This window comes from Dyella soli (genome assembly GCF_054482295.1).
Genome location: NZ_JBTFFU010000002.1, coordinates 214,508 through 230,216, shown reverse-complemented (window position 1 = coordinate 230,216; position 15,709 = coordinate 214,508). Strand labels below are relative to the sequence as shown.

General features: G+C 68.0%; 12 protein-coding genes. 9 read left to right on the top strand and 3 right to left on the bottom strand.

Going from position 1 to position 15,709, the window contains the following annotated elements:
• Positions 1 to 43: 43 nt before the first annotated feature.
• The 4 genes from ACXU4B_RS11420 to ACXU4B_RS11405 all read left to right on the top strand — a co-directional run bounded on the left by ACXU4B_RS11420 (position 44) and on the right by ACXU4B_RS11405 (position 2,962).
• Entirely contained in the window at positions 44 to 898 is an 855-nt protein-coding gene (locus ACXU4B_RS11420; RefSeq protein WP_131412433.1) for a thiol:disulfide interchange protein DsbA/DsbL, read from the top strand.
• Between the two features lie 50 nt (positions 899 to 948).
• Complete coding sequence (locus ACXU4B_RS11415) at positions 949 to 1,602, top strand: thiol:disulfide interchange protein DsbA/DsbL (protein ID WP_131412435.1); 654 nt, start codon at positions 949 to 951, stop codon at positions 1,600 to 1,602.
• A 119-nt stretch (positions 1,603 to 1,721) separates the two neighbouring features.
• Positions 1,722 to 2,531: an endonuclease/exonuclease/phosphatase family protein gene (locus tag ACXU4B_RS11410; RefSeq protein WP_131412896.1), complete on the top strand. Its 810-nt coding sequence runs from the start codon at positions 1,722 to 1,724 to the stop codon at positions 2,529 to 2,531.
• Complete coding sequence (locus tag ACXU4B_RS11405; RefSeq protein ID WP_131412437.1) at positions 2,528 to 2,962, top strand: hypothetical protein; 435 nt, start codon at positions 2,528 to 2,530, stop codon at positions 2,960 to 2,962. The genes ACXU4B_RS11410 and ACXU4B_RS11405 overlap by 4 nt, the downstream gene beginning before the upstream one ends.
• Here ACXU4B_RS11405 and ACXU4B_RS11400 read toward each other — a convergent pair.
• Positions 2,861 to 4,480, bottom strand: a complete 1,620-nt coding sequence (locus ACXU4B_RS11400; RefSeq protein WP_131412439.1) for a glycoside hydrolase family 17 protein — start codon at positions 4,478 to 4,480, stop codon at positions 2,861 to 2,863. The two genes, ACXU4B_RS11405 and ACXU4B_RS11400, sit on opposite strands and share 102 nt — an antisense overlap.
• A 241-nt stretch (positions 4,481 to 4,721) precedes the next feature.
• Here ACXU4B_RS11400 and ACXU4B_RS11395 point away from each other — a divergent pair, with 241 nt between their 5' ends.
• From ACXU4B_RS11395 to ACXU4B_RS11380, 4 genes are all read left to right on the top strand, one after another.
• Entirely contained in the window at positions 4,722 to 6,818 is a 2,097-nt protein-coding gene (locus ACXU4B_RS11395; RefSeq protein ID WP_131412441.1) for a transglycosylase SLT domain-containing protein, read from the top strand.
• Positions 6,815 to 7,759, top strand: a complete 945-nt coding sequence (locus ACXU4B_RS11390; RefSeq protein WP_131412443.1) for a complex I NDUFA9 subunit family protein — start codon at positions 6,815 to 6,817, stop codon at positions 7,757 to 7,759. The genes ACXU4B_RS11395 and ACXU4B_RS11390 overlap by 4 nt, the downstream gene beginning before the upstream one ends.
• Before the next feature lie 69 nt (positions 7,760 to 7,828).
• The gene (locus tag ACXU4B_RS11385; RefSeq protein ID WP_131412445.1) at positions 7,829 to 9,058 is read left to right on the top strand and encodes a multifunctional CCA addition/repair protein; all 1,230 of its coding nucleotides are present in this window, start codon (positions 7,829 to 7,831) and stop codon (positions 9,056 to 9,058) included.
• A gap of 164 nt (positions 9,059 to 9,222) precedes the next feature.
• Complete coding sequence (locus ACXU4B_RS11380) at positions 9,223 to 11,223, top strand: LTA synthase family protein (protein ID WP_131412447.1); 2,001 nt, start codon at positions 9,223 to 9,225, stop codon at positions 11,221 to 11,223.
• Positions 11,224 to 11,325: 102 nt separating this feature from the next.
• Here ACXU4B_RS11380 and ACXU4B_RS11375 read toward each other — a convergent pair whose 3' ends face one another.
• Positions 11,326 to 12,519, bottom strand: a complete 1,194-nt coding sequence (locus ACXU4B_RS11375; RefSeq protein ID WP_131412449.1) for a class I SAM-dependent methyltransferase — start codon at positions 12,517 to 12,519, stop codon at positions 11,326 to 11,328.
• Positions 12,520 to 12,607: 88 nt separating this feature from the next.
• Positions 12,608 to 14,785 (bottom strand): TonB-dependent receptor, encoded by a 2,178-nt coding sequence (locus tag ACXU4B_RS11370; RefSeq protein ID WP_131412451.1) that lies wholly within the window; start codon positions 14,783 to 14,785, stop codon positions 12,608 to 12,610.
• Positions 14,786 to 14,997: 212 nt separating this feature from the next.
• Between ACXU4B_RS11370 and ACXU4B_RS11365 the strand changes: the two genes are divergently transcribed.
• Complete coding sequence (locus tag ACXU4B_RS11365; RefSeq protein ID WP_131412453.1) at positions 14,998 to 15,660, top strand: hypothetical protein; 663 nt, start codon at positions 14,998 to 15,000, stop codon at positions 15,658 to 15,660.
• Positions 15,661 to 15,709 lie beyond the last annotated feature (49 nt).

The following is a 15,709-nucleotide window of genomic DNA, read 5'->3' as shown; positions in this document are numbered from 1 at the left end:
CCGGCGTGTTCGTTCCAAGCCCTGACTTTGTCCGAGGATCCCCATGCTGAAGCGTTTGTCGTTCCTGTGTGCCGCCCTGCTCGCGCTCGCCGCCTGCAGCAACAACAACGACAACGCCAGCACGGCGCCGCAGCCGGCTCCGGCACCCGCTGCCACGGCACCGGCCGCACAGCCGCCGGCCGCTGCCACGGCCGCCGCGCCTGCCACGCCCGCCGCCGCCAGCACCACGGCACAGGCGCCCACGCCTGCTCCGGCGCCCGCCACGCCGTTCGTCGATGACGGCAAGTGGGTCGATGGCAAGAATTACGTTCGCATCGAGCCGGCCCAGCCCAAGCTCACCAATACCGACAAGGTCGAAGTGGTCGAGGTGTTCTCGTACGGCTGCCCCGCGTGCAACCAGTTCCATCCGGTGATGAACAAGCTGGTGCAGGAGCTGCCCGCCGACGCGGTGGTGGCCTACCTGCCGGCCTCGTTCATGCCGCAGGAGAACTGGCCGATGCTGCAGCGCGCCTACCTCACCGCGCAGGCGCTGGGCGTGGCCGACAAGGCCAACGATGCCATGTACGACGCCGTGTGGAAGAGCAACGAGCTCAGCGCCATGTCGCCCTCCGGCCGCGGCCTGAAGCCGGCTTCCGCCTTGCCCACGCTTGACGAAGCCGCCAAGGTCTACGCGAAGTTCGGCGCCGATCCGAAGGAATTCGTGGCAGTGGCCAATTCCTTCACCATCAACACCAAGGTGAAGCGCGCCGACGAACTGGTGAAGGCCTATGGCGTGGAAGGCACGCCGACCCTCATCGTCAATGGCAAGTATCGCCTCGACCGCGGTACCGCCGGCGGCGACGAGCAGCTGATCGAACTGGTGAAGTGGCTGGTGTCCAAGGAAGCGGCAGGCAAGTAAGCGTCGCGCCGCCCGGCGACACACCACCTCACAGCCAAAGAGAGCGATCCATGTTCAAGCGTTTTGCCACCCTGCGTGGGTTCAGCCTGCTGGCCGGCCTGCTGCTCGCCACCGCCTGCACGGCGACCAGTTCCAACGAACCGGCGCCGTACACCGAAGGCACCGAATACGTGACCATTCCAGCGCCGGCTCATCGCTACAGCGACGAGGGCAAGGTGGAAGTGGTCGAGGTGTTCTCCTACGGCTGCATCCACTGCGCGCACTTCGCGCCGATCGCCGAGCAGATGCGCAAGCAGCTGCCGCCCGGCGTGGTGTTCAAGCTGGTGCCCGCCGCGTTCAATGACCAGTGGGTGCCGTTTGCACGCGCGTTCTACGCCGCCAGGAAGCTGGGCGTGCTCGAGCAGACGCACCTGGCGATCTTCGACGCCAAGTTCAACCAGCACTACCCGCTGTCGACGCTGGACGAGCTGGCCGACTTCTATGCCAGCCACGGCGTGAAGCGCGATGACTTCATGCGCGTTGCCAGCTCCGATGAGGTCACCGCGCAGATCCGCAAGGACGCCGCCCTGGTGCAGCAGTGGCAGGTGGACGGCACGCCGACCATCATCGTCAACGGCAAGTACCGCAGCGCCAGCATCAAGACGCTGGACCAGCTGTCCGCCCTGACCCAGTGGCTGGCCAAGCGCGAGCTCGCCGGCAAATAAGTCCCGCGGGGGAGGTTCAGCGGAACTTCCCCCGCGTTCACACCCGCGCGGGCATGCTTGCGGGTCTGACCGCCGCCGCGATGGCGGTCGTCACCCAATACGACTACCCTGCCCGCCCGATGACCCGTGCCGAATCCCATCCCCCCGCAGCTCCGGAGCGCCGCCTGCGCCTGCTCAGCTGCAACATCCTGGCCGGCGCAAGCGTCCAGCGCTACAGCGAATACCTCACCCGCAGCATCAAGGCGGTGTTGCCGGGGCGCAGCAAGCTCGACAATCTCGACCGCCTCGCCGAAGTGTTGCCGCAGTTCGACGTGATCGGCCTGCAGGAAGCCGACGCCGGCAGCCTGCGCTCGGGTTTCCTCAACCAGACGCGCTATCTCGCCGAAGCGGCGGGCATGCCGTTCTGGAGCCACCAGCCGAACCGGCCGATGGCACGGCTCGCGCATTCGGCCAATGGCCTGATCAGCCGCCTCGAGCCGACCAGCGTGCTGGACTATCCGCTGCCCAGCCGCATTCCCGGTCGCGGCGCGCTGCTGGCCCGCTTCGGCGAAGGCCCCGAAGCGCTGGCCGTGATGATTGCCCACCTGTCGCTGAGCGCACCGGCGCGCGCCAGGCAGCTCGCCTTCATCGCCGAGTTGCTGCAGGACTATCCGCACGCGGTGCTGATGGGCGACCTCAATACCGATGTGCGCAGCGCCGAGATGAAACACCTGTTCGCGCGCTGCGGCCTGGTGCCGCCGGCGCAGGCCACGCCGACCTTTCCCAGCTGGCGGCCGCGCAAGGCGCTGGATCATATCCTTGCCTCCGAAGCGATCCAGCTCGACAAGGTGTGGGCGCTGCCGCAGGCGTTTTCCGATCATCTTCCGCTGGCGGCCGAGATACGCTTGCCCAGCCACGTCGCTCCACGCACCCACCGACTACGCCGATGAAGCGAACCATCACCCTCTTGCTGCCCTGGCTGCTCGCGCTCGTCGTCGGCGCCGCGGCCGTCATGCTGCGCCATGGCCTGGTCGAATCAACCGACGTGGCCCGCGTGTGCGAAGCCAGCCCCCTGTTTGCCTGCAAGGTCCGGCATCTGGCCGTGATGGGCTTCATCACCGGCAATGTGTTCGGCTGGCAGATCGGCGTGTTTGGCTGGGTGGCCATCATCGCCACGCTGCTCGTGCTGTGGCGGATCCGGCTGGCCACCGCGTGGCTGGCCACCGCCGCCGGGCTGTTCGCGGTGGTGCTCTACTGTTTTGTGCCCGGCGCGCTCGCGCTACTGATCGGCAGTTTGCGCATGGTGCGCGTGCAGGCGGCCGGCACGTCGCCAGTCGATCATCACGGCGGCGCCCAGCGCGAGATTCACGCCCAGCCATAACCAGGTCGCCGGGTTCTGCCCGAACTCCTGCGCCACCACCACGGCGGCCAGCAGCGGCATCGCGCAGGCGAGCAGGCGCTCCTCCACCGAAGGCAGTTGCGCCTCGCCCTCGTGCAGCAGGGATGCGAGCAGATAGCCGAGTGCGGGCAGCCAGAACAGGCCGAGCGGGAAATCGCGGTAGCGGCCGTCGAACACCAGCAGCAGGCCATAGAAGGCCCCGCCGAACATCCAGGCAAATTGCAGGCGCCGACTGGGCGTGCGCGGTGACGGTGCACCGGCAAGCTGTGCCGCGACCCACCGCGCCAGGCTGATCGCCGTGGCCAACGCGACTACGCAGAGCGCGCCGGTGAGCAGCCACTCCGCCGGATTGCGGCAGGCAAACCACATCTGCCTGAATTGCCAGGCCAGCGCGCTGCCACTGCCAAAACCCGCCAGCGCCAGCGCAAGCCGACCCGACGGCCGGCGCCATGCACGCCGCCACAAGCCGGTCAGCACGAACAGCACGGCACCCGCCGCGCCGGCCCACCAGCCCAGCAGCCAGCGCGGCTCCTCGGTCACCGGGCCCTGCATGGAAAACTTCGGTCGCGCGTCGACGTCGAAGATGCCCCAGTAGCCGCCGACGGTGCCTTCCTGCTCGCGCTTCCACGGCTGGTCGAACGCCTCGATGACGTTGTAGGGCATGTCGACGGTGCCAGCGTAACGCAGGAATTCGCGCAGGTAGCGCGCCTCGTTGACCAGGCTGGCGCTGGCGCCGCGGCGCTGCCGGCCGGAGCTGGGCCAGCCGGTTTCGCCGATCATCACCGCACGCCCGGGAAACTGCCCCTTCATGTGCGCATAGACATCGGCGACATGCTGGAGTGCGTCCTTCGGATCAACCGGCTCGTCTTCCCAGTAAGGCAGGATGTGGATGGTGATGTAGTCCACCGCGTCGGCCATCTGCGGATAGCGCAGCCAGAATTCCCACACGTCGGCATACGTCACCGGCACGTGCGTGTCGTGGATGGCGTCGCGCACGCGCTGCACATACGTGGCCAGCGCTTTCTGCGGCAGCTCGCCGCGCAGCAGTACTTCGTTGCCGACGATCACGCCACGCAGCGTGCCGGGATGCCGGTGCGCGGTGGCAATGCCAAGCTGCACTTCGCGCTCGTTCGCCACTGGATCGCGACCGAGCCAGATGCCCATCAGCACCTTCATGCCGTAGCGCTCGGCGATTTCCGGCACGGCACTGAGGCCGAACCCCTGCGAGTACGTGCGCACGCAGTCGAAGCGCTGCGACAGCGCGCGCAGGTCGGCGTCGATGCGTTCGGGGCTGACGTAGGCATGGATATCGAGCGGCGTCTCGCCCGGCATGCGGAACGGTGCATAGGACACGCAGGCGATGCGCGAACTGGGCGCCTCCGGCAAGGCCACCGGTCGGCCGACCTGCCACCACCAGAGCCCGCCGGCCAGCGCGGCGGCGACAAGCATCAGCCAGGCAAGCGTTGCTGCTCGGGACGAGGGCGAGGACGTTGGCGACATGCGCTTCCTGTGAATGCGCCGGATGCGGCGCCGCGTGGGCTGGGCATTCTATCAGGCCGACCCGCGCGACCATGTGCGCCCCGACGCTCCCCGGCCGGCGGCCGGCTGCCTGCGCGTGCATCGACGCGTGGTTTTCACGCCACGCTCAGCGGCCATTGGCCATCCTGCCCGGCCCACGCAGCGCGCCGTCCGTGCGGAGATCGCGAAGTACACTGCGCCGGGATCGGCAAAGGAGCCTGACATGTCCTTCCATGCAGCACCTCGGCGTGTCGCTCGACGTCTGCTCATCGCCTGCGCCGGCCTGCTCATGGCTGGCGCCGCGTGCGCAGCCGAGCCCACCGATGCGCAACGCAGCGCCTTCAGGCAGGCCTACGCTGCGGCCCAGCAAGGTGGCGACAACTGGCGCAGTCTTGCCAGGGGCCTGGAGGACTATCCGCTTTACCCCTACCTCGAAGCCGCGGCGCTGAGCCACGACCTGGCGCAGGTGGACCGCGCCCGGGTCGACAATTACCTCAAGCGCAATCCCGGGCTGATTCCGGCCAGTGACCTGCGCAGTGCCTTCCTCGCCGAGCTTGCCCGCCGGCAGGACTGGGACAACTTCAACGCGCTGTACCAGCCAGGCCTCGGCGACGCGCTCACCTGCAATGCGCTGCAGGCGCAGCTGGCCAAGGGCACGCCGCTCGACTTCGATCGCGACCTTGCCGCCCTATGGGCCAAGCCGAAGCTGCCCGGCGCATGTGACCCGGTGATGAGCGCCGCCCATGAGCAGGGCCTGCTCACCGCCCCGCGCATCTGGGCACGCATCGATCGCGCCGCCGATGCCAACCAGCCCGGCACGATTACTGCGATCGCCGACTGGCTTCCGTCCGCTGACGTGGAATCGGCGCAACGCATCGCGCTGGCGCTGCGCGATCCGGCAGGCGCGGTGGCCGTCGCCGCGCAATGGCCCGACACCCCGCGTAATCGCCAGGCGGCCACGATCGCACTGGAGCGACTCGCGCGCCGGCAATCGGCCACCGCCGACGCCGGCTGGCAGAAATTGCAGGAGCATTTCAGCTTCGCGCCCGAGCAGCGCGATCGCGTGCTCTACGCACTGGCACTGTTTCATGCCACCGATTACGACGCCGGCGCGATCGCGCGCCTGATCGCCCTGCCGCCTGCAGCACAGACCGACGTCAGTCGCGAGTGGCGCGTGCGCGCGGCGCTGGCGTTGCAGGACTGGAACGCGGTGCTCGCGGCCATCGGCGCCATGCCGCCCGCGCAGGCGCAGGATGGCGAATGGCGCTGGTTCCGTGCACGCGCGCTGACCGCACTGGGCCGCGATGCCGAGGCGCGTACGATCCTGGCCACGCTCGCGCAGGAGCCGACTTTCTTTGGCTTCCTCGCGGCGGATCGCCTGAACGCTCCCTACGGCATTTGCCAGACCCCCCTGGGTGCCGATCCGCAACGCGACCAGGCCCTGCTGGCCAACCGCGGCCTGCTGCGCGCCTTCGAATTGTATGCGGTCGGCCTGCCCAAGCTGGCGCGGCGCGAATGGACGCAGGCACTGGACGGCGCCGACCCGGACACGCTGAAGCGCGCCGTCGACCTGGCCTATCGTCGCGGCTGGTACGACCGCGCCGTGTTCACCTTCAATACCGGCGATGCCCTGCGCTATTACGAGCAGCGCTTCCCGCTGGCCAGCCAGGATGGCGTCGTGCCGCAAGCGCAGCAGGCGGGCATCGACCCCTCGTGGGCTTACGCCATCCTGCGCGCGGAGAGCGCCTGGATGAGCGACGCGCGCTCCGGTGCCGACGCGCGCGGGCTGATGCAACTGCTTCCGTCCACCGCCGCGCTGGTGGCCAAGCGCAACGGCATCAGCTGGGGCGGCGGCGATACGCTGTACGACCCCACCACCAACATCATCCTGGGCACGCGCTACCTGGCCCAGATGGCGGAGCGCTTCAACGGCGCGCCGTGGCTGGCCAGCGCGGCCTACAACGCGGGGCCCGGCAAGGTCGACCAGTGGCTGACGGCACGCGGCTCGCTGGCGCCAGACCTGTTCGTCGCCACCATTCCCTTCAAGGAAACCCGCGAGTACGTCGCCCGGGTGATGTCCTTCAGCGTGATCTACGACTGGCGCCAGCACGGCAACGCCGTGACCCTGGGCGAACGCATGACGCCGATTGGCCAGACCTACCGGCTGCCGGACGGCCGCAGCGAGCGTAAGCTGGTGTCCTGCCCCGCCATCGTGGCGCCCGCACCGGCCGAGGCGGGGACGGTCGCCGCGCCCGCCGGCAGCACCGGCGCACCGGCATCCAGTGGCAGCGGCGCACGCCAGAACGGAGGACACGGGTGACCACGAAAGCGCAACGACTGGTAGTGCTTGGCGGTACGGGCTTCGTCGGCTCGCACCTGCTGCCGCGGCTGGCCGCCGATGGTCATCGCATCCTGCTGCTTTCACGCAATCGCGAACTGCGACGCGAGATGGGCGTGCTGCCCAGCGTGCGCATCCGCAGTGCCGACGTGTACGACGGCAATGTGCTGCGACGGGAGTTCGAAGGCGCCGATGCGGTGATCAACCTGGTCGGCGTGCTCAATCCGCCGGGCCGCAACGGCTTCCGCCAGGCCCATGTGGAGCTGGCCCAGCGCGTGGTCGCAGCCTGCCTGGCCGCCGACGTGCCCCGCCTGCACCAGATGAGCGCGCTCAAGGCGGGCCAGGGCCTGTCGCAGTATCTGAAGACCAAGGGCGAAGCCGAGACGCTGGTGCGCAACTCGTCGATCGACTGGACCATTTATCAACCCAGCGTCATGTTCGGCGACGGCGACGGCCTGGTGGGCCGCTTCGCCAGCCTGTTGCGCCAGCTGCCGCTGCTGCCGCTGGCGCGCGCACCCGCGCGCTTCGCGCCGACCTGGGTGGGCGACGTCGCCGAGGCCATCGCGCGCTGCGTGGCCGACGAACGCCTCGGCCTCGATCGCAGCTTCGAGCTGTACGGGCCCGAAGTGTTCACGCTGGGCGAGATCGTGCACAAGATCCGCGACACGGCGGGCCTGCGCACGCCCATCATGCCGCTGCCCGACGGCCTGGGGCGCCTGCAGGCGCAGTTCGCGGAACTGCTGCCGGGCAAGCCGTTCTCGCTGGACAATTTCCGCAGCCTGCGCACCGATTCGGTGGGCAAGGTGGATGGCTATGCCGCGCTGGGCATCGTGCCGCAGCCCTTCTCCGCATGGCTCCCGGTCTTGCTGGGGGCGCCCGCGCGAATGCGCCGGCTCGCCGCGGCGCGTTCGCAGCCACGCTAGGGCAGCCGTCGCCGGCCCGCCTACCCCGGTTCGCGCAGCTATCCGCGCGGACCGTGGCAGAATCCCGCCATGCGCATCTATCTGGTCGGCGGCGCCGTCCGCGACACATTGCTCGGCAGGCCCGTCGTCGACCATGACCATGTCGTGGTGGGCGCGCGTCCCGACGAGTTGCTGGCCGAGGGCTACCGCCCGGTGGGCAAGGACTTCCCCGTCTTCCTGCATCCGCAAAGCGGCGAGGAGTACGCGCTGGCGCGCACCGAGCGCAAGACCGGGCACGGCTACCACGGCTTCGCCTTCCACGCCGACCCGACGGTGACGCTGGAACAGGACCTGGCGCGCCGCGACCTCACCATCAACGCGATCGCGCAGGCGCAGGACGGCACGCTGGTCGATCCGTTCGACGGCACGGGTGATCTTGCCCGTCGCCTGCTTCGGCACGTCTCGCCGGCCTTCGTGGAAGATCCCGTGCGGCTGCTGCGCGTGGCGCGCTTCGCCGCCCGCTTCGCGCCGCTGGGTTTCACCGTGGCGCCGGAAACGATGGCACTGATGCAGCTGATGGTGCGCCAGGGCGAGATCGACCACCTCGTGCCCGAGCGCGTATGGCAGGAAACCCGCAAGGCGCTCGCCGAGGCGCAGCCCTCGGCCTTCCTGCGCGTGCTGCGCGAAGCCGGTGCACTGGCCGTGCTGTTTCCCGAGGTGGATGCGCTGTACGGCGTGCCGCAGCGCGCGGAATTCCATCCGGAAGTCGACACCGGCGTGCACGTGGAGATGGTGCTGGACATGGCGGCGCGCATCGCGCCCGGCAATGACGTGGTCGGCTTCTGCGCGCTGACGCATGACCTCGGCAAGGCCCTCACCCCCGCCGACGCGCTGCCCCGCCACGTCGGCCACGAGCACGCCGGCGTCAAACCCCTGCAGGGACTGGTGGCGCGGCTGAAAGTGCCGACCGAGCACGCCGCACTGGCCGAACTCGTGTGCCGGGAACATCTCAACGTGCATCGCGCCCTGGAACTGAAAGCGTCCACCGTGCTGCGCCTGCTGTCTTCGCTGGATGCGCTGCGCCGGCCGGAGCGGCTGGGACTGTTCCTCGCCGCCTGCGAGGCCGACAAGCGCGGCCGGCTGGGGCATGGAGACGACGACTATCCCCAGGCTGCCTACCTGTTGCGCGCCAGGGATGCGGCCGCCGCGGTCAGTTCCGCACCATTCGCCGCGCAGGGCCTGCAGGGGCCCGCCATTGGCGAGGCGATGGCGGCGGCGCGGGTGGCTGCCATCGCCCACCTGCGCCAATCCATTGCCTGAACGGTCGCGGGGAAAGCCCGGCGGAAGCCGTTCCCGCCATACTGGCCGGCTGATCGCCCGAGGCGCTCGCGCTCCCCGCGCATGCTCCGCCCGTGTATAAAGACAGGTCGCCTGCCGCCTTCGGGTGAAGCCGGGCGTTCATTTCCATTGCTTCGGAGCCGTCCGTGTCGACCGCACCCAACCCGATCTCGCCGCTGCGCCAGCGTTTCCGGCCCCTCTGGTGGCTGGCCATCAGCTATGTGCTGATCGGCGCCGCCACCCGCATCGCCCTGCTGTTCATGGCGGGCAGCGGCGTGCCGCACAACCCGCTTTACTGGGCCTACGGGTTCGGCGTGGGCCTTGCCTACGACCTGGTCACCTTCCTCTACGTGGCATGGCCGCTGATGCTCTACCTGTGGCTGGTGCCGCAGCGGATCTACGTGTCCCGCCTGGGCCAGTGGCTGATGTATGGCGGCGCCGCGGTGCTGCTCTACTGGCTGATGTTCGTCGGCGCATCCGAACTGGTGTTCTGGGCCGAGTTCGGCACCCGCTTCAACTTCATCGCCGTGGACTACCTCGTCTACACCCAGGAAGTGATCGGCAACATCCGCGAGTCGTATCCCATCGGCACCTGGCTCGGCCTGCTGGCCCTGGCCACGCTGGTGATCGTGTGGCTGAGCCGCAGCGGCCTGCGCGTCGCCGACAGCGGCACGCGCTGGTGGCAGCGCACCCGCGTGGCGCTGGTGTGGCTGCTGCTCACCGTGGTCACCGCCGTCGCGCTCAAGGGCACGTTCAAGGACCGCACCGACAACGCGTATGTCAACGAACTCTCCGGCAACGGCATCTACGAGTTCTTCGCCGCGTTCCGCAGCAGCCACCTCGACTACTCGCGCTTCTACCGGACGCTGCCGGACGAGCAGGCATTCACGCGCGTGCGTGAACTGGTCAAGACGCCCGAAGCGACCTTCGTCAGTGACGATCCGAAGGACATCACGCGCGAGATCCGCCACCAGGGCCCCGAGAAACATCTCAACGTGGTGCTGATCAGCGTCGAGAGCCTGTCCGCCGACTTCCTCAAGGAGTTCGGCGACAAGCGCGGCATCATGCCCAACCTCGACGCCCTGATCGACCAGAGCATGTTCTTCGACCACCTCTACGCCAATGGCACGCGCACGGTGCGCGGGCTCGAGGCGCTGTCGGTGTCGGTGCCGCCCACGCCGGGCGACTCGCTGGTGAAGGCGCACAACAACGAGAACCTGTTCTCGGTCGCCAACGTGTTCAACGACCGCGGCTACCAGTCGGATTTTGTCTACGGTGGCTACGGCTACTTCGACAACATGAACTACTACTTCGCGCACAACGGCTATCGCGCGGTGGACCGCAACGACATCGCCAAGGGCGAAACGATCCACCACGAGAACGTCTGGGGCGTGGCCGACGAAGACCTCTACACCCTCGCGCTCAAGCAGATGGACGAGGCCAACGCGCAGGGCAAGCCGTTCTTCCTGCACGTGATGACCACCTCGAACCACCGGCCGTTCACGGTGCCCGCCAACCGCGTGCCGCAAAAGAACGGCACCCGCGAAGCCGCCGTGGCGTACACCGACTGGTCGATCGCGGACTTCATCAAGCGCGCGCGCAGCAAGCCGTATTTCGACGACACCATCTTCGTCATCACGGCCGACCATTGCGCCTCCAGCGCCGGCCGTACCAGCGTGCCGATCAACCGCTATCACATTCCGCTGTGGATCTACGCGCCCAAGCACATCACGCCGCAACGCGTGACGCGCCAGATGTCGCAGGTGGACATCATCCCGACGGTGCTTGGCCTGCTGAACTTCAGTTATCGCAGCCGCTTCTTCGGTGCCGATATTTTCCAGCTGGAGCCCGGCCGCGAACGTGCGTTCCCCGCGACCTACGAGAAGCTCGGTTACCTGCATGGCGACGTGCTCACCGTGCTGGAACCGCAGCGCAAGCTCGAACAGCTGCGCCCCAACTTCGACAACGGCGACGCCGTCAACAACACGCCGGTCGACCAGCGCCAGGTGGACGATGCGACGGCGTATTACCAGGTCGCCGCGTATCTGTTCAAGCACGGCCTGATGGTGAAGCGTCCGGACGACGGCAAGGCCGTCACGCCGCTGCCTGCTGCCGCAGCATCGAGCGCGGCACCCGCCACGCCGTAAGCACCAGGCAGCAGCCTGCGCATGCCGCCATGGCATGCGCAGGCTGGGCCGCACCAGGCTGGATCGGCTGTCAGCCGGTCGCCCGGCCTGGCGCGGAAGGCCTCAGAGCCGCTCGCCCTGGTCGCCCTCGAGCAGTTCTTCCGGCAGTGGCACCACGTCCATGCCGCGCGCGAACAGCATCGCCTGGAAGCGCTCGCCCATCTGGTCCGGCAGGGTCAACTTCTTTACTTCCTGGGCCAGGCGGTAGCGCGCAGCCTCGTCGGCAGCCTGCTCGTAGGCTTCCTCGAATGCTTGCTGCAGGCCGCTGCCAATCAGGAACTGCGCCTGCGAAAGGTAGCCCGCGACGCCAAAGCCGGCACTGTTGCCCGCCTCGGCCAGCGCGGTGAAATCCACCGACGCGGTGAGGTCGTTGAGGCCCGGCAGGTGCAGCGGTTCGTTGTGCGCGCGGTGGCGGTAGTGCGCCATCAGCGTGCCGTCGTTGCGCTCCGGCAGGTAGAACTCGCGGCGCACGTATCCGTAATCGACGAACAGCATCAGGCCCGCGGCCAGCGAGCCGGCAATGGCCTGGATCCAGTAGGGCAGCTGCGGCAGCACCTCCGAGCGGTAGCCGTCGGAGAAGGTCGCGTCGATGTCGCGCTCGACGTGCCGCACGGCGCCCGAGACGAGAGCATCGGCGGGCCGGTCCACGCGCATCAGGCGGCCCTCGCCGTCGAGGGTCACGTATTCCTCGTAGACCTCGCCATGGCGGATGGTGAAGCGCGTAGTGGGCAAGGCGTCGATGACTTCGTTGGCGAACAGCACGCCGCGCCAGTCCTGTTCGGGCGGACGGTCCAGCCACAGCACGTGGGCGAACAGTTCCGGCGGCAACGCCTGCAGCAGGCGTTCGCGCTGTCGTTCGCGCAGGTCGGCGCTCGGCTCGAGGATCAGGTAGCGGCGGGGCACTGTGCCAACGGCCGCGAACGCCTTGAGCGCTGCCTCGGCGAAGGCGCCGCTGCCGCCGCCAAGCTCGAGGAAATCCGCCTGTTCGCCCAGCAGGTCGAGCACCGGATACGTGGTGTTGACCACGCAGCGCGCGAACAGCTCGCCCAGTTCCGGCGCCGTGATGAAGTCGCCGGCTTCGCCGAACTTGGTCTTGCCGGCGCTGTAGTAGCCGAGCCCGGGCGTGTACAGGCAGCGCTCCATGTACTGCGCAAACGGCATCGGGCCGTGCGCGGCGATTTCCTCGCGCAGGCGCGCCAGCAGACGGTCGGAATGGGCGCGCTCGTCGGCGCCGGGATCGGGGAGTCGGGAGGACATGCGCGTTGCCTGCGGAAAAACGCGCCAAGGATAACCCATGCCCCGCCGCGGTCCCGTGAGGACCACGACAGGGCATGGGCCGGCCGGCTCAGAAGTCGAAGTCTTTCTGCAGGCTCAGGTAGACGCCACGACGCGGCCCGAATTGCGGCGCGCCCACGCCGACGCCGGTGCCGTCGCGCAGTTCGTACGAACGATCCAGCGCATTGATCACCGCGAGCTGGGTGTGCAGCTTGCCGGTTCTGGCGAAGTTGAAGTCGTGCGACACGCTGAGGTTGAGCTGGAAATAGTCGGGCATCGAATCGCCGTTGGGCACCGTGCCGTCCCGGCGCAGCCCGGAACCGAAGATGTAGTCGGCGCCCACCCGGGTGGCGTCGTTGATCGCGTAGCTGATGCCGCCGGACGAGGTGTACTTCTGGTCGTGGTCGAGGTGGATGTAGTTCTCGGCGATGTAGGCAAGGTCATCCACGGCGAAGTTGTACTGGCTGGTGATGACCTTCTTGCCCATCGACTTGTTGTAGGCGAAGTTGAAGTAGGCGGAGATCGGCCCCGAGGCGTAGTTGACCGTGTACTCGACGCCGCCGATGTGGCCGCGGGCGTAATTGAAGGTCGAGTAGACCAGGGCCGCACCGAACTGGCCTTCGTCCTGCAGGCGCGTCACGTCGCGGTAGTAGGCATCCAGGCCCATGGTCAGCGACGGGCCGAACGTCTGCGACACACCGACATCGAAATAGTCCGAACGCTCGGCCAGCGGAGTGGCGTTGCCGGGATTCGAAACCTGGTTGGTGGTGCCGTCGAACTTGGCGATGTTGGAGGTGGTGATCATCTCCGTCGCCGGCGGCGTGAAGTAGCGCGAGTAGCCGGCATGCACGGTGGTGCTGTCGCTGGCCTGGTAGACCGCGCCAAGGCGGGGACTGAGCTGGCTCTCGGTGCGTGCCAGCGTGTATTTGTCGCCGCGCAGGCCGTAGTTCACCGTCCACTTGTCGCCGATGCTCCACTCGTCCTGCACATAGGCGGACCAGGTCTTCGCGACCAGGCGACTGTTGTCGACGATGTTGAGCGGCGTGGTGCTGGTCTGGTTGCCCGCGGGGTCAGCCGGGAACACCCAGGCATTGTTGGCGCTGCCGGCGTGCTCGAAGCTGCCGTAGATGCCGTAGCGCAGCGTGTTGCTGTCGCCCAGCGGGGTAGCGAAATCCGCCTGCAGCGTGCTGGCCCGGTTGGTGCGGTTCACCGCCGAGGCGACGCCGTTGAACATCAGGTCGCCGACCATGTCGGGGGTGAAGTCGAGGCTGCTGTAGCGCTGGCCCAGCGACACCTGGTAGTCGGTCTTGCCCCACTTGCCCTGCAGCGACAGCACGCCAAAGCGCGTGTTCTCGCGCTGCTGTTCGTTGAGTTTGGCCGAATCGAAATCCACCTGGTCCAGATAGCCGAACTGCGGTGTCTGGTTGGGGTTGTTGGGAATCTCGAAGCGATTGTTGGTGGCGCCGAACATGAAGCTCAGCCGCGTGCTGTCGTTGATGAGATAGGAGATGTCGCCAAAGCCCTTCACCTGGTTGGTGTGGTCGTGGATCGGCGTGCGGCTCGGCGTCGGGTTCTCGATGCCGACATCGTTCTCCAGGTAGTTGGCGGTGACGAACCAGCTCCAGCGGTCCGCACTGCCCCACAACGAGGCATTGGGATTGAGCGTGCCGAACGAGCCGCCGGTGATGCCGACGCTGCCGCCGTTGCCGAGCTCGTGGCCGCTCTTGGTGTCGATGTCCACCACCGCGGCGGTACGCAGGCCGTATTGCGCGGGCAGCGCGCCGTCGAGCAGCTTCACGCTCTGGATGGTGCGCGCGTCCAGCGTCTGGCCGAAGCCGGAAATCGATTCGGGAATGATCACCCCGTTGATGCGGTACTGCAGGTTGGCGTGGTCGCCGCGCACATGCAGGCCACCGTAGGAATCCTGCACGACACCCGGAGCCTGCAGGATCACCTGGTTGAGCGGCGTGGAGTCGCCCAGCGGCAACTGCTGGATCGCCTTCTGGTCGATCACGTACTGGCTGCTGCCGGTGTCGGGCGACAGCGCGTTGCGCGATTGGTCGAGCACCCCCGTGACATCGACCGCACTGAGCTGCTTCACATTGCCCGGCTTGTTGCGGTCGCCGGCGCCGGCATCACCGGAACCGGCGGTCACGGCGGCGTCGGTGTTCGGCACGGTCTGGGCGAAGGCAGCCGGTACGGCGCCCAGCGCAACAGAGAGACTCACGGCAAGCAGGGATCGTTTCATCGGGTGTCCGGAGGGGGCGGCAGTCATTATTATTGTTGTTACGTTATAACATTGCCATGGTAGCGGACCCACTGCCTGCCCCAGAAGTCATGGATTTCACCGGAACCTGTCGGATTCAGGCTGGCCTGGCCCGCCACGCCGCCATTCACCCGCATTGCCTAGACTGGGCCCATCGTTGCGGCGCGAGCCGCGCCACCCGAGCGCAGGACGTCATGGCCAAGCCCTCCTCCCAGCTACCTGCCGTGGTCGGCGGCGCCGATGCCGGCCGCGTGACCCAGGCCATCCTCGACTTCGTCAGCCAGATTCCGGACAGCCGCCTGCCCGGCAGCTCGGCCCCGGCCGACGAGGCCCGGCGCCTGGCCAGTCGTGCCGCCAGGCGCGCCGCGCTCACCGCCGGCTCGCTGGCGCTGCCGCCCGGCCCGCTGGGCTGGCTCACCGTGCTGCCCGAGCTGATCGCCATCTGGAAGATCCAGGCGCAGCTGGTCAGCGATATCGCGGCGGTCTATGGCCAGCATTCGGTGCTCGGGCGCGAGCAGATGCTGTGGTGCCTGTTCCGCCACACCGCCGCGCAGGCCTTCCGCGACCTGGTCGTGCGCGTGGGTGACCGGCTGCTGTTCCGCCGCGTGAGTTACAGCGTGGCCGAACGCATTGCCAGGACCGTGGGCATCAAGGTCTCGCAGCATGCGGTGGGCAAGGGCTTGTCGCGCTGGCTGCCGGTGGTCGGCGCGATGGGCGTGGGCGCCTATGCGTATTACGACACCGGACAGGTCGCCCAGACCGCCATCGCCATGTTCAGCGCGCCCTTCGAGATGGAAGAGGAACTGTCCGCCGATGCACCGCCAGTACCCACGGACGCCGCCTCGCCCATCGCCTGAACCGCCACGGGATGACGCGTCGCACGCTTTGCGTCAAGCTCGCCGCCTA